Consider the following 14228-nt stretch of genomic DNA (forward strand, 5'->3'; position numbering starts at 1 on the left):
TCTATTTTACAACAATATTAACCAGCTTCTGCGGGACCGATATGACTTTAACAATTTGCTTGCCGACAATAAGCGCTTGAACTTTTTCTTGACTAAGGGCTGTCTTTTCGAGTTCCTTGGCACTCAGACCAAACGGAACTACAACCTTATCCCGGACCTTGCCGTTAATCTGTAGTACAATCTCAACCTCTTCTACTTCCATCGCGGCAGCCTCAAAGGTCGGCCACAACTGTTTGTGCACGCTGCCCTCAGCAAGGGTTTCCATCCAGAGTTCCTCAGTAACATGCGGCGCAAACGGCGCAAGCATTTTTAAGAGCCCTGACACTACTTCCCGCGCTAAACCAACATTGGGCGTTACACCCTGTTCTCTAAGCGCATACATAGCATTCACCAGTTCCATAATAGCGCTGATAGCTGTATTGAAGTTAAACCGCTGTCCAATATCCTCAGTTACCCGCTTAATGGTCACGTGAAGGATACGGCGAAGCTCTTTTTCTTCTTTGCTCAACTGCTTGGGGTCATAGTCTGTTACTTCTTCTTTGACTAGCGGTGCATAATAACCAACAATCCGCCACAAACGCCCTAAGAACCGGTAGGCGCCTTCTACCCCCTGGTCGCTCCACTCCAAGTCTCGTTCTGGCGGAGCAGCAAACAGGATAAATAGTCTGGCTGTGTCAGCACCATATTTACCGATAATCTCTTCAGGTGAAACTACATTACCTTTAGACTTAGACATTTTTGCACCGTCTTTGATAACCATCCCCTGAGTCAGAAGGTTTTTGAACGGCTCATTGACATTAACCAAGCCGGCATCCTTAAGTACTTTGGTAAAGAACCGCGAATACAAGAGATGGAGAATAGCATGTTCAATACCACCGATGTATTGGTCAACAGGCATCCAGTAGTTAGCCTTGTCGGGATCGAACGGCTCATCGGTGCTGTGCGGGCTGGTATAGCGGAAATAGTACCAAGACGAACAGATGAAGGTGTCCATGGTGTCTGTTTCACGCCGCGCTTTACTGCCGCACTTAGGACAAGTACAGTTTATAAATTCTTCGGCTTTAGCCAGAGGCGATACTGACCCACTGGCAAAGTCAACATTTTCAGGCAGCAAAATAGGCAGTTGATCTTTAGGAACAGGCACTGTACCACAGTCCGGACAATAGATGACCGGAATGGGTGCACCCCAATAGCGCTGGCGGGAGATCAGCCAGTCGCGCAGACGGTAGTTGATGCGGCGTTTGCCTATCCCCTGTGTCTCAAACCACTGAGCAATTTTGACCTTGCCTGCTTCATTATCCAAACCGCTAAATTCTCCAGAGTTAACCATAGTCCCCTGACCATCATAAGCTCCGGTCATATCACTTAGATCAAGCTCTTTGCCAACCGGCTGAACTACAACTTTTTTGGATAATCCATATTTTCCGGCAAATTCCCAGTCGCGCTGGTCATGAGCTGGTACCCCCATTACTGCGCCTGTACCATATTCCACCAAAACATAGTTAGCTATCCAGATAGGTACTTGCTCACCGGTAAACGGGTGAAGGGCATACGCGCCGGTGAAGACACCTTCTTTTTCAGTCTCATTTGAAGTGCGAGCAATTTCACTTTGGCCGCGAACGCGCTCAACAAAGGCCCTGACAGCCGCTTCTTCCGGGTTACCGGTAATCAGCTTGTCCACCAATGCATGTTCAGGTGCCAGTACAATATAACTTACCCCGAAAACGGTGTCATGACGGGTAGTGTATACAGCAATCTTATCGTTAATATCTAGCACAGCAAAGCTGAATTCAGCGCCTTCACTGCGGCCGATCCAGTTTTCCTGCATGGTTTTAACACGATCAGGCCAGCCTTTGAGCTCAGCCAGGTCGGTTAAGAGACGGTCAGCATAGTCTGTTATTTTGAGAAACCATTGTTCAAGATCTTTTTTAATGACAACCGAGTCACAACGCCAGCAGCGACCATCAACCACCTGCTCATTGGCCAGCACGGTATTGCAGTCATTACACCAGTTTACTGCTGCTTTCTTTTTATAGGCTAACCCCCGTTCAAAAAACAGCAAAAACAGCCACTGTGTCCAATGATAGTATTTAGGGTGGCAGGTGGCCACCTCACGGTCCCAGTCATATGATAAGCCCAGCTCTTGCTGCTGGCGGCGCATGTTAGCAATATTTTCCCATGTCCAAGACGAAGGATGAATGCCATGCTTGATAGCTGCGTTTTCGGCAGGCATGCCAAAGGCATCCCACCCCATAGGGTGCAGCACATTATAGCCTTGCATTACCTTAAATCTGGCAACAACATCACCAATTGAGTAGTTACGTACATGGCCCATGTGCAGGTTGCCTGACGGATAAGGAAACATCTCCAGAACATAATATTCTGGTCGCTGGCGATTAATGGTTGTGCGGAAGGCATCGTTTTCAACCCAGAGTTTTTGCCACTTGGCTTCAATCTCTTGTGGCGTGTATTTTTCATTCATCGAGTAATTCAATCCCCCTCGGACAATAGTAAAAAAAGTCCCGTGGCTGACGCCAGGGACGAGGTTTCTCGCGGTACCACCCTGTTTGATGACAGTTGTCATCCACTCTTCACCTATAACGCTGGCTTGCGTCGACCATTACAAAAAATTTCACGGCCGCTCCTGAGCAGCGAGTTCAGCTATCGTGCAGATTGGCTCGCAACAGCCGCCAACTTTCTGAACAGCATCCAATAAGCTTACTATTCTGCCTCTTCAGATTTGTATGTTCCATTATATAGCAATAAATTGCAAAAGTCAACTTATGGCGGCACTGGCAAAAGCTGTTCTATATTAGGCAAATACTCATACAATAGTTCATAAGGAGGTGCGTCATGTATAAGCTTATTATCGGCAATGTCAGAGTTAGTGTCAATGATGACAGTATTAAGCGGGAGCAGGCCGCCGCTTATGCCAAGCAGGCTATTTCCGCCGCTGGCCAGCAAGGCAAGCTGCTTTCCTACGTTGAGCTTAGCGCCGGCCCGGACGGTATAGAAGTTGCAACTACCGAAAAGGCCGGCTGCCGCATGATCAGGAAAAATATTAAGCAAAGCATGTTTGATGGTATCTTAGATGCTGCCAAAGAAAAACTCTACCCTACTGGAACTTTTTCACAAAAGGATTCATGGTTTGACAGTGAAACAGGGCAGGAATGGCGCGGCACAGAGGTAGACACCGCCAGGGCAGAAGTATTGGCTAAGTTGGAGGAATGGATTAAATCAGTTAGCTCCAGTAACTAAAATGAATGCAAAATTAAGCAAAGAACAAAACCACGCAGAATCCGAACTACGGAATCTGGGTGGTTTTGTTTCTAGCAGTACAGGTCATCCTTTTTCCGATCCCCGCAGCGGTCAGGCGCTAGTACGTAACTATACTTGCGGGCATAATATTGTCGGTGCTTAGCAACATGTGATAACAAATCAAGAAAACCCTCTATCTCCCGGAGGTTATTGTAGATACCAAAACTAATCCGAACCAATCCGGGAATGGTTTTATCATTTTGGGTCTGATAATGGCTGATTTCTTTTTCACTTAAATTCAGTAATTTTTCTACATAGGGGTGAGCACAGAACAGACCGTTGCGAACAGCAATTCCCGCTTCTTGGGATAAGATTTCTGCCACTTGGCTGTGGTGCATTCCTTCTAGGCTAAAGGATACCAGGCTTACTCTTTCTTCATCCCGATCCCGGGTACTGTACAAGGTAATGCCTGGGATAGTTGACAGACCGCCGATGGCATAGTCAATCAATTTCCGTTCGTAATTGTGAATGTCACCAATATTTAGTCTAGATAGTGTCTCTATTGCTGTGATAAGTGCCAATACACCCATCATGTTGGGAGTTCCCGCTTCATATTTTGCAGGAGGACTATCCCATTCAATAGTTTGCTGCGACACCAAACCGACTGCCCCGCCACCCTGGTATACGGGAATGGCTTGTTCAAAGGTTTCTTTTGCCCCAATAAGAACCCCGGCGCCAAACGGCGCATACATCTTGTGTGCGGAAAAGGTCAGGTAATCAATATGTTCGGGAGAATCATACGGCTTCATATCAACAGGAGTATGCGGCACCCATTGGGCACCATCAACAAAAATTTTGGCACCATATTTATGGGCCAGCCGGGCAATTGTATGAATTGGATTGATATAACCGGTCACATTTGAGGCACCAGTAACAGTCACAAGTTTTACTCTGCCCTCATAGGTCTGGAGTTTTAGCGCTAAGTTCTCTAATGATAATCTGCCCGAGCTTGTTATAGCTACATAATCAATAGTGAATTTATCCCGCCATGGCAGGTCATTAGCTAAATGTTCCATGTCTGTTGACAGAACCACCTGCTGCTTGTCATCAGTTGCTAAGGCATAGGCCAGCATATTGATTGATTCAGTTGTATTCTTGGTAAAAACTACAACATCATGTTTATCTGCCTTGACAAACTGTTTGACAACTTCCCGCCCGTGATCATAACGCTCTGAAGTAAGAATGGATTTATAACCTTTACCGCGATGAACAGAGGCATACCAGGGAGCGAAGCAGGCAATTTCTTTTAGCACCGAGCAAAGCGGCGGCGTGGTGGCCGCATTGTCAAAGTTAATCGCCGTAACGTATTTACCATTCGCTATCGGTATCTTTGTATCAGCCCCGGCTACTAAGCTCCGGAAATAACTACTCAAGTTACGGTAAATCATATTTCAACCCCGCTTTTAGCATAATCTAAGCTAATATGCCGTCGATATAATGTATGCCAATAGTTAAACTTGGGGAATCGTGTGCAGGATTTTTATCTACATTAATATAATTTATTATAGTTAAACAAAGCGGGAAGGAGCTATGATGTTAACTGAAGAAAAAATCAAAAGTGAAGCAGATTCTCACGCTTCCTATATAAGAGGCTGCCACTATTACCACAATAATTGTGTCGACGACTTGCAGTTTTCGCTCAAGGATACTACCTTTGAAGCCCGAGTGCGTGGACAATATTTTTATATGGTGTCTGTGACCTTTACTCAGCAACAAAAAATCAAGCACTATCAATGCGATTGCCCGGCTTTTTACAACTATGACGGCGCTTGCAAGCATGTTGTCGCGGTGTTAAAAACCATCCAGCACAGCTGGAGCAAATACTTTGGCACTTCCAGCCTAGTACCGTTAACACGGGCAACCCGTGAACTCCTGGATTTTTTTCAGGACAAGGATATTGCAACCAATACAAACATATCAAGCAAACCTGCTCTGGTAAAACTTGTGCCTACCTATGGGTTTCATTTGTACAATACCCAAAAAACAAGCTATCTGGAGTTTACCATTGGCTCTGACCGGATGTATGTCCTGAAAGATATACCCCAGCTGCTTACAGCCTTAAACCATAACCAGGAGATTGTTTTCGGCAAAAATTTTACGTTAAAACCACAAGAAATTATTTTTGATGATGTGACAGCAGCATTAGTCAAACTACTGCAGCAGGCCTACGATGAAGAAAATCAACGTGCCGTATGGAATTATCGTTCTTTTTCCGGACTTCAGTCCAATTCTGCTTTTAGCGAACCCCGCCGGTTTAAACTGATTCATTCAAACCTTATGCGTTTTTTTGAAATTATGGGCGCTAAGCCGTTTACCGTAGTCATCAATAATGAGGCAACGCCAGGGGTCCGCATTCAAGGCGGCCGGCCACCAGTAAACCTTTCAGTTAAAACCATTGAGGGCGGGCTGCGTCTGTCTATGGATCTATCAGGCAATGTATTTTATGGACTTGATACCGAGTTCCGCTACATTTATCATAATAAGGCTATTTACCATGTTGATGCTGTCTTTGCCAGTTATGTAGGACGATTATTAAATTGTTTTAACGAAAACCGGAAACCAGAACTACAAATTCCGGCGGCAACAGTGTCTGATTTTGTGTCAGGTACACTGCCTGCACTTGAAACAATTGCTTCAGTCAAAGTAGATGCAGCCGTTTACAACAAGTTTTACAAAGAGCAGCTGGAAAAGCGCATCTATCTTGACAGGCTTGGTGATGGAGTAAGCGCTAGGATCGAGTTTTGCTACGGCGATTTGATAATAAATCCTGTTAACGATAAAGGAGCTAGTCACTCTGATACTGCAGGTAAGTGGCTGCTCCGGTCTACTACCCAAGAAAGAGAATTATTAAACATTTTTCAGCGATACGGGTTTGCCTGGTCAGCCGACAAGCTGGTTCTACCAGATGAAGAAGCGTCCTACATTTTTTTGCAGCAAGCATTACCAGAACTCCAAAATATTGCTGAAGTTCTTTATTCAGATGACTTTAACAATATTAAAATCAAGCCGGCTGGAAAGATTGGCGCTGGCGTAAGGCTTAATACGGAAACCGACATGCTTGAGTTCTCGCTTCAGCTTGAAGACATATCACCGAAAGAATTAATTGATTTATTAACCGCTTATAAGCTAAAAAAACGCTATCACCGCTTGCCGAACGGTGGATTTATACCACTTGATTTACCCGAATTTCAGGCTGCTGCCAGATTAATTGACGAATTAAGCCTGCGCCCAGCTGACATTGAAAAACAAGTTGTCGAGTTGCCAAAATACCGTGCCCTTTACCTAGACAGCCTAGCGCGCGAAACGCCTGACTTTACCGTTGAACGCAGCAGCGCTTTTAAACGCATGGTACAAGACATCCGCGAACCGCAAGATATCGAATATGCAATTCCTCAAGGAATCCAAGGTAAACTTAGAGATTATCAGAAAACAGGGTTTAAATGGCTTAAGTCACTTGCTAATTACGGTTTGGGAGGCATTTTAGCCGATGACATGGGGCTAGGGAAAACCTTACAGGTAATTACCTTTATTCTTTCAGAAAAAGGCACTTCTCCAGAGGCATCACTGGTCATTGCGCCAACCTCACTGGTTTATAACTGGCAGGAAGAAGTTTTAAAGTTCGCCCCCAGCTTAAAAATAGCCGTTATCTCTGGACAACCTAGTGAACGGCTAGAGCAGCTCAAGGACATTGACAACGCCGATCTAGTAATAACCTCTTATGGTCTTATCAAGCGAGATATCGATTTTTATGAAAAAAGAAGCTTTAAATACTGTTTTTTAGATGAGGCCCAGCATATAAAAAACCCAAACACGTTAAATGCCAAATCAGTGAAACAAATAAAAGCGAAAAGCTATTTTGCCCTTACTGGCACACCAATTGAAAACACATTGACCGAGTTATGGTCGATTTTCGATTTTCTCATGCCAGGCTACTTGCGCACCCACAAAGCTTTCAGCAACCGATTCGAGATTCCCATTGTCAAAAATGGCGACCAAAAAGCCCTGCAGGAGTTAGGGCGGCATATTAAACCGTTTATTATGCGGCGTATGAAAAAAGCAGTTCTAAAAGAACTGCCGGAAAAAATCGAGAGTAAAATGGTAAACGAAATGAGCCCCCCCCAAGCTAAGCTGTATGCTGCCTGGCTTTTAAAAGCCAAACAAGAGTTTGAAGATGAAGTCAGCGCGAATGGCTTTGAAAAGAGTCAAATTAAGATCTTGTCACTGCTAACAAGACTCAGGCAAATCTGCTGCCATCCCTCCTTGTTCATTGAAAACTATTCTGGCGGCAGCGGTAAGCTGGAGATGCTGCAGGAGCTATTGAGAGACGCTATCGACAGCGGGCATCGAGTATTATTATTTTCACAATTCACCGGTATGTTGGCCTTGATTAGACAAGAACTTGAGATCATGAAAATTGGCTATTATTATTTGGATGGCTCAACAAAGGCCGAAGAACGTCTCAGGCTTGTCAATTCTTTCAATGCTGGCGAAAAATCGGCTTTTCTTATCTCGCTCAAAGCCGGTGGCACAGGGCTTAATCTTACCGGAGCTGATATGGTAATTCACTATGACCCGTGGTGGAATCCGGCTGTTGAAGACCAAGCTACCGACCGCGCTTATCGGATCGGTCAAAAGAATTCTGTTCAGGTGTATAAACTGATAACCAAAAATACGATTGAAGAAAAAATCTATCTACTGCAACAGAAAAAGCAAGAAATGATTGACAGTCTCATTAAACCTGGCGAAAATTTCTTAACCAAAATGAATGAGGCTGAAATTCGAAGTTTGTTTACACTGTAGAAACATTGCTATTCGCTCTGTTATCAGATACAATATATTCCAGGCTTTACTCAAATAAACGTAAGGAAGCTTTTATATGAAGATATTTGCCATAGCTGACACTCATTTGTCCGGGGAACCACCTGCTAAGCCGATGAGCATCTTCGGAGACCATTGGGAAGGTCATTGGGATAAAATTAAGGCAAGCTGGCAGGAACAAGTATCTAATGAAGATGTTGTCCTTATTGCCGGCGACATTTCTTGGGCTATGAAACTCCCTGACGCCCTTGTCGATTTAAACGCGATTGCCAGCCTGCCTGGAAGAAAAATCATGGTAAGGGGCAATCACGACTACTGGTGGCAGACAATGAGTAAAATGAATAAAGCTGTAGAAGGAAAAATTGAGTTCCTCAACAATAGTTTTGCCCCTGCCGGCGAATGGGCTGTCTGTGGCAGTCGAGGCTGGACATGCCCGGAAGACCCTTTATTCACGACTGAAGACAGACCGATTTTTGACCGGGAGCTCCTGCGTGTAGAGGCTTCACTTAATGCCGCCTGCACAGCGGGGTTTAACCGCATTATCCTGATGCTCCACTTCCCACCATTTTATAATCACTATAGTGAAACAGGCTTTGCCGGATTAATCGCCAAATATAACGTAGAGCTTTGCATTTACGGCCACTTACACAGCGAATCATCAATAAAAAATGCGGCTACCGGTATAATTAACGGTACCGCTTATCATTTGGTGTCCTGCGATGCACTAGAGTTCAAGGTCAAACAGCTTATATAACCCCGCCCCTCCTGGGATAAAGAAAACAGGAGAAAGTTATACTTTCTATCAGGACAAGAAACGAGGTGTAGTAATGGCTAGCAATTCCACCCAAACAGAAGTGTTAAACCGCCTGAAGAATGTCAAAGGCCATATTGCCGGTATTGAACGTATGGTTGAAGAGGGTCAGCAATGCAGTAGTGTCCTAATTCAACTTTCAGCAATTAGGGCCTCTATCGAAAAAATTGGAATTTATATTCTGGAAAACAATGCTATTGAATGTTTGGGCGATATAACTCACAATCCAGAAGATAAACAAAAAGTTGAACAGATAGTCAAACAAATGATTTCTTTCCTTAAGTAGAGATTACCTAGCGAAAAAGGTTCCAAAATACGCCCAAACCTTTTTGCATTAAATCAAAGTAGATGAAAAAGCCTGCCGCAACAAGAACGGCTCCCGCTATCTGCTGAATAACAGGCAACCATTTATATACTCCTTTTATTTTGGTTATGTAGCGGTTTATTGTTATAGCTAACACTAAAAATGGCACACAAAAGCCCATGGCATAGATGAACAGTAAAAAAGCCCCCTGACTGACAGTAGCCGAAGAGCCTGCCTGCATAAGCACAGTAGCTAAAATCGGGCCAGTGCACGGGGTCCAGCCGGCAGTAACTGCCAAGCCTAATAAGAAGGCTCCGAAGGGACCGGTAAAAGTACCACGCAGTAGTGGCCGGTATTCGCGCTGAAGGCTGAGGATTTTTAGCACACCAAGCACTTGCAGACCCATAATTACCATAAATACTGCTCCAACCTTGCGGATGACTTCCTGGTAATCAAAAAACAGCTCACCAATATAAGATGCTGTTGCACCCATAACTACAAATATTATAGTATATCCACTGAGAAAACTAATGGCATTTATATAGAAGCTCCAGCGCTTAGCATAGACTTCTGTCTGATCCCCAGTGCCTGCCAAAAGGGCAGTATATGTTGGCAGCATAGGCAGCACACAAGGTGATAAAAAGGATACTACTCCTGCACTAAAAACAGTTAACAGGGTGAGGTTATAATCCATTCAGCACTCCTTCCAGTTCGGCCACAGTGACTGGGCCTGACTTGCGGTATTTAATAATACCTTGTTTATCCACTACCAGCGTTGTGGGTATGCTGTTAATGCGGAAGGTTTTCGCCACCTCGCCATCTTTATCTAGGAGGACATTCATGGTGTATCTGCTTTGAGTCATGTACTCAGCCACCTTATCGGCAGACTCCTGAATGTTGACGGCGTAGAATATAACTTTACCACTATATTTTTGAGCAAACTTATCCAGTTCAGGCATCTCCTGGCGGCAAGGCGGGCACCAAGTTGCCCAGAAGTTAAGTACAATAATTTGTCCGGCGGGAGCAACCTTTGTCGATTTTCCGTCCAGGGCGGTAAGCGAAAACCCTGGCAGTGTTTTCCCACTTGTCACGCCGGTATCTGCAGACGGTTTATTGGTTTCAGCTCCTGGCAGACTATCAGGCTGCATAGCGACAAAACCAATTGCCATGGTCATGGCAATTACTGCTACTGCTAAAATTATGAGTCTTTTCGGCATACTGGTCCCCTCTCGTACTGTATATAACAGATATATGTTTTATGGCTTATTATTATTAATAGTGGAGGTTCAACACACAATGCATCAGTACCTCTTTTTTATCGGTGACTTTCCGATCAGAGCATACGGACTCATTTTGAGTTTGAGTATTATCCTGGCAACCGGTACTGCCTATTTCCTTGCCAAACAAGATGGTCGTTGGCACCAGCATGTACCTGATATGGGCATCTACTGCGGTTTAGCAGGCATTGTCGGCGCCCGTTTATGGGATGTTTTCTTTTTTGACTGGGACTATTACCAGCATCACCTGCTTGAGATTCCTTTCGTCTGGCAGGGCGGCATGGCTATCCAGGGCGGTGTTCTACTCGGTGCAATTGCCGGCATCATTTATACTAAAATCCATAAAATTGATACTTGGGCATTTGCTGATATTGTGGCGGCTCCAGCTGTCATTATGGGCCAAGCCATTGGCCGCATGGCCAATTTGATGAATGGAGATGCCTTCGGTCACCCTACTGGTGGGAATTTTGGCATTGTTTATCCCTCAACAACATTGGCCTACCAGGTTTACGGCGACAAGCCGCTGTGGCCGGCAGAGGTATGGGAAGGCCAGATCGATGTTGTCATCTTTGTACTGTTATTAATCTTTCGGACAACCAACCATGCCAAAGGGCAGGTTTTTATCCTGTATGCTGTTTTGTATTCTACGGCCCGCTTCTTTCTTGAGTTTCTTCGTGGAGACTACGGAACACTGATGTTTGGCCTAAAATCCGCCCAACTTACCAGCCTGGCAGTCATACTCATTGGTTTGATCCTGTTTATCCGGCAAGGCTACTATGCTGAGCGTATCGGACTGACTGACAAAAGCAAGTAGAATTGAAAAGAGGCCGTGCTGAAACGAAAGTTTCAATACGGCCTCTTTTGTCCTGATAAGAAAGTATAACTTTCTCCTGGATAAGGGCAACATCGACTTCCGCTATCGCCAGAGGCTCGGCGCAAGTCGTGTTTTCTTTACTTTAGTTTAGGGGTAAACGGCAATCAGTTCAATCTCTACACTAACATCACGCGGCAGCTTAGCTACCTGGACACAGGCCCGGGCGGGCGGCTCCTCAGTAAAGTACTGACTATAGACTTTGTTCATAACGGCAAAATCGTCCATATCTTTCAAGAATACCGTTGTCTTGACAACACTAGCAAAGGTTAACCCTTCTCTTTCCAAAATTGCCCGAAGATTAGCGAGTACTTGGTGGGTTTGATTCTCGATGCCGCCGTAGACAATTTGTCCAGTAATGGGGTCAAGTGGTATCTGTCCTGAGATAAATAAAAAGCCATTAGCCTTGATAGCCTGTGAGTAGGGACCTATGGCCTGCGGGGCACGGTCAGAACTAACAACTGTTTTCATGCTGCAGCCTCCAATCCTATTTTCTTTTGAGTATTCTACATTTATTGGAAAATACCTGCTACTAGACATTACCAAATATTTTTTCTGTTAACGTTAGGCCAGTAGGCGTAACTGCCAAACCACCCTGAGCCGTTTCTTTAAGCGAGCAGTGCATCGACTGACCAACCGAATCCATAGCGTCGATTACTTCGTCTACTGGTATGACGCTTTCGACTCCAGCCAGCGCCATTTCGGCAGCAACAATAGCCTGAGCTACAGCTCCGGCATTGCGTTTAACACAAGGCACCTCAACGAGTCCTGCCACCGGATCACAGACTAATCCCAGCATATTCTTAATCGTCATGGCAACCGCATGTCCGGACTGAGCAGGTGTACCACCTAAGAGCGATACCATAGCACCAGCAGCCATAGCTCCGGCCGAACCGCATTCAGCCTGACACCCGCCAGCAGCTCCGGCGAGAGACGCGCGTGAGGCAATGACCATACCAATTGCACCAGCCACTACAAGCCCTTTAGCAAGTTCAGTCTGACTAAGACCGCACTCTTCTTTAAGTGCAAATAGGATTGCCGGCAATACACCACTTGAGCCAGCCGTTGGAGCAGCAACAATCCGGCCCATGGCAGCGTTAGCTTCGCCGACTGCCAGGGCATAAGCCACAGCTTTACTGATAAAACTTCCCATTATGTTCTTCTTTGGTCCTTGGGTGAATTGCTGCAGCTTTTGCGCGTCACCGCCCACCAGCCCGCCTTTGGAACGGGGTCCTTTGAGTCCAGCAGCAATTGACTCCTCCATAACAATAAGTATTGCTTCCATGCGCGCAATCACTTCAGCTGCAGGCAATTCCAGCTGCCTGGACTGAAAATCTACGCAAAAGTCAGCAAAAGGAACTGATTGTACCTGAGCTGCCTGAACCCATTCCTCAAGTGACAGTTTGTCTAATGACATAGCTTCTTACACTCCCTTATCAGCTAATGGCGTTAATGCAGCGTACAGCTCTAATCATCGCTAGTTCAGCCACAGCCGCAATATCAGCGTCATCAACCGGCTGGTCGGTTTCAAGTACCATACTGGCCAAGCCGCCTTTATTTCTTCTAAACACGCGCATCTGGGCAATATTAACACCACGTTTGGACAAAATACCTGTCACCTCAGACACCGCTCCGGGACGATCCTCATGCAGCGTAAGAATTGTCGGGAAATCACCGGTAAATTCGAGCGGAAAACCATCAACCTCGCTAATTACCACCCGGCCGCCACCAACGGACGCTCCGGCCACCTGGCTCTCGGCTCTGTCCTGCCCTCTCAGCCAAAACTTGACAAAGTTAGGATGAGCGGCATCGCCGACATTAATATTCCGGAAAGAATACTGAAGCCCGGCTTCCCTGGCATAGTCAAAGGCCTTCGGAATCCTCAAATCATCGGTCGGCCAGCCCATCAGCCCGGCGATCAGCGCCAAATCGGTGCCATGCCCCCGACCAGTCTGAGCGAATGAGCCGTGGAGGGCAATCATGGCCTCTGCAACTGGCTGCCCGAGAATAGCCCGGGCAGCATTACCTAGCCGTACTGCCCCAGCGGTATGGGAGCTGGACGGACCAACCATAACCGGACCGATAATATCAAAAATGTTCATTACTTGTGGTTACCTCCTAGTCGGTCTAGTGCCAGCAACAGTCCATAGATGAGTGCCGCCGGACGCGGCGGACAGCCTGGCACGTAAATATCGACAGGAACTATTGTATCAGCAGCACCACGAATTGCATAGCTATTGCCAAAAACTTTGCCACTGGCAGCACAAGCACCTACTGCCATGACCAGCTTAGGTGCTGGCACTGCCTCATATGTCATTGTAAGTGCTTGAGTGAGATTACGGGTCACTACTCCGGTAACCATTATCATATCGGCATGACGCGGCGAAGCCACGAAATCAATGCCGTATTGCTGCAAATCATAGACAGGGTTATTCAATGCCGTCATTTCCCAATCACAGGCATTGCAGGACCCGGCATCAACATGACGGATGTGAAGCGAACGCTTCAGAGTTGCCTTAATTTTTTCAGACAGGTGGTCTCTTAGCACAGCCAACTGATACTCAGCCGTGTGGCCTAATGCATTATGCTCACAAACCTCACTACAGCGACCACAAAAAATGCAAGCATTGTTATCTACTACCAACTGGCCATTGCTGAAAGCTATGGCGCCAGTAGGGCAAGCTTCACGGCATATTTCGCAGCTGCGGCACTGGCTGTCTTTCCACGCCACCTTGCCTCTAAAACGCGGCGGGATAGTCGTCCCGCTGTCATGGTGTTCGGTTACCCGGCCTGTTCTTACTATTTTCATCAGCAAGTTAAGCATATTAT

13 protein-coding genes and 1 other annotated feature are annotated in these 14228 nt (G+C 45.9%); of the genes, 5 read left to right on the top strand and 8 right to left on the bottom strand.

Going from position 1 to position 14228, the window contains the following annotated elements:
• Window position 1: 1 nt before the first annotated feature.
• Window positions 2-2482 (bottom strand): leucine--tRNA ligase, encoded by a 2481-nt coding sequence (leuS, locus tag B9A22_RS12745; protein WP_084576114.1) that lies wholly within the window; start codon window positions 2480-2482, stop codon window positions 2-4.
• Window positions 2483-2533: 51 nt separating this feature from the next.
• Window positions 2534-2744, bottom strand: a binding site (T-box leader).
• A gap of 109 nt (window positions 2745-2853) precedes the next feature.
• Between leuS and B9A22_RS12750 the strand changes: the two genes are divergently transcribed.
• Window positions 2854-3258: a hypothetical protein gene (locus B9A22_RS12750; protein WP_084576115.1), complete on the top strand. Its 405-nt coding sequence runs from the start codon at window positions 2854-2856 to the stop codon at window positions 3256-3258.
• 71 nt (window positions 3259-3329) lie between these two features.
• On the opposite strand, the gene B9A22_RS12755 is transcribed toward B9A22_RS12750, so the two are convergent.
• Window positions 3330-4706 carry an aminotransferase class V-fold PLP-dependent enzyme gene (locus B9A22_RS12755; RefSeq protein ID WP_084576116.1) on the bottom strand — a complete coding sequence of 459 codons (1377 nt, stop codon included), beginning with the start codon at window positions 4704-4706 and terminating at the stop codon, window positions 3330-3332.
• 142 nt (window positions 4707-4848) lie between these two features.
• On the opposite strand from B9A22_RS12755, the gene B9A22_RS12760 reads away from it, so the two are divergent.
• The 3 genes from B9A22_RS12760 to B9A22_RS12770 all read left to right on the top strand — a co-directional run bounded on the left by B9A22_RS12760 (window position 4849) and on the right by B9A22_RS12770 (window position 9233).
• Window positions 4849-8118 (top strand): DEAD/DEAH box helicase, encoded by a 3270-nt coding sequence (locus B9A22_RS12760; RefSeq protein WP_245823977.1) that lies wholly within the window; start codon window positions 4849-4851, stop codon window positions 8116-8118.
• Window positions 8119-8194: 76 nt separating this feature from the next.
• The gene (locus B9A22_RS12765) at window positions 8195-8890 is read left to right on the top strand and encodes a metallophosphoesterase (protein WP_084576118.1); all 696 of its coding nucleotides are present in this window, start codon (window positions 8195-8197) and stop codon (window positions 8888-8890) included.
• A 73-nt stretch (window positions 8891-8963) separates the two neighbouring features.
• Window positions 8964-9233: a metal-sensitive transcriptional regulator gene (locus B9A22_RS12770; protein ID WP_084576119.1), complete on the top strand. Its 270-nt coding sequence runs from the start codon at window positions 8964-8966 to the stop codon at window positions 9231-9233.
• 7 nt (window positions 9234-9240) lie between these two features.
• Here B9A22_RS12770 and B9A22_RS12775 read toward each other — a convergent pair whose 3' ends face one another.
• Window positions 9241-9945, bottom strand: coding sequence for a cytochrome c biogenesis CcdA family protein (locus B9A22_RS12775; protein ID WP_084576120.1), 705 nt, complete (start codon window positions 9943-9945; stop codon window positions 9241-9243).
• Complete coding sequence (locus B9A22_RS12780; RefSeq protein WP_084576121.1) at window positions 9935-10468, bottom strand: TlpA family protein disulfide reductase; 534 nt, start codon at window positions 10466-10468, stop codon at window positions 9935-9937. The genes B9A22_RS12775 and B9A22_RS12780 overlap by 11 nt, the downstream gene beginning before the upstream one ends.
• A 79-nt stretch (window positions 10469-10547) precedes the next feature.
• On the opposite strand from B9A22_RS12780, the gene lgt reads away from it, so the two are divergent.
• Complete coding sequence (lgt, locus tag B9A22_RS12785; RefSeq protein WP_084576122.1) at window positions 10548-11342, top strand: prolipoprotein diacylglyceryl transferase; 795 nt, start codon at window positions 10548-10550, stop codon at window positions 11340-11342.
• 147 nt (window positions 11343-11489) lie between these two features.
• On the opposite strand, the gene B9A22_RS12790 is transcribed toward lgt, so the two are convergent.
• The 4 genes from B9A22_RS12790 to B9A22_RS12805 form a co-directional block, all read right to left on the bottom strand.
• On the bottom strand, window positions 11490-11870 hold the full coding sequence (locus B9A22_RS12790) for a RidA family protein (RefSeq protein WP_084576123.1): 381 nt from the start codon (window positions 11868-11870) through the stop codon (window positions 11490-11492).
• A 61-nt stretch (window positions 11871-11931) separates the two neighbouring features.
• Window positions 11932-12816: an L-serine ammonia-lyase, iron-sulfur-dependent, subunit alpha gene (sdaAA, locus tag B9A22_RS12795; RefSeq protein WP_084576124.1), complete on the bottom strand. Its 885-nt coding sequence runs from the start codon at window positions 12814-12816 to the stop codon at window positions 11932-11934.
• 19 nt (window positions 12817-12835) lie between these two features.
• Complete coding sequence (gene sdaAB, locus B9A22_RS12800) at window positions 12836-13501, bottom strand: L-serine ammonia-lyase, iron-sulfur-dependent subunit beta (RefSeq protein ID WP_084576125.1); 666 nt, start codon at window positions 13499-13501, stop codon at window positions 12836-12838.
• A complete protein-coding gene (locus B9A22_RS12805) occupies window positions 13501-14223 on the bottom strand; it encodes an NADH-quinone oxidoreductase subunit B family protein (RefSeq protein ID WP_084576126.1) in 723 nt (240 codons plus the stop codon). The genes sdaAB and B9A22_RS12805 overlap by 1 nt, the downstream gene beginning before the upstream one ends.
• Between the last annotated feature and the right edge of the window lie 5 nt (window positions 14224-14228).

The sequence above is a fragment of the Sporomusa malonica genome (assembly GCF_900176355.1).
GTDB classification, from domain to species: domain Bacteria; phylum Bacillota; class Negativicutes; order Sporomusales; family Sporomusaceae; genus Sporomusa; species Sporomusa malonica.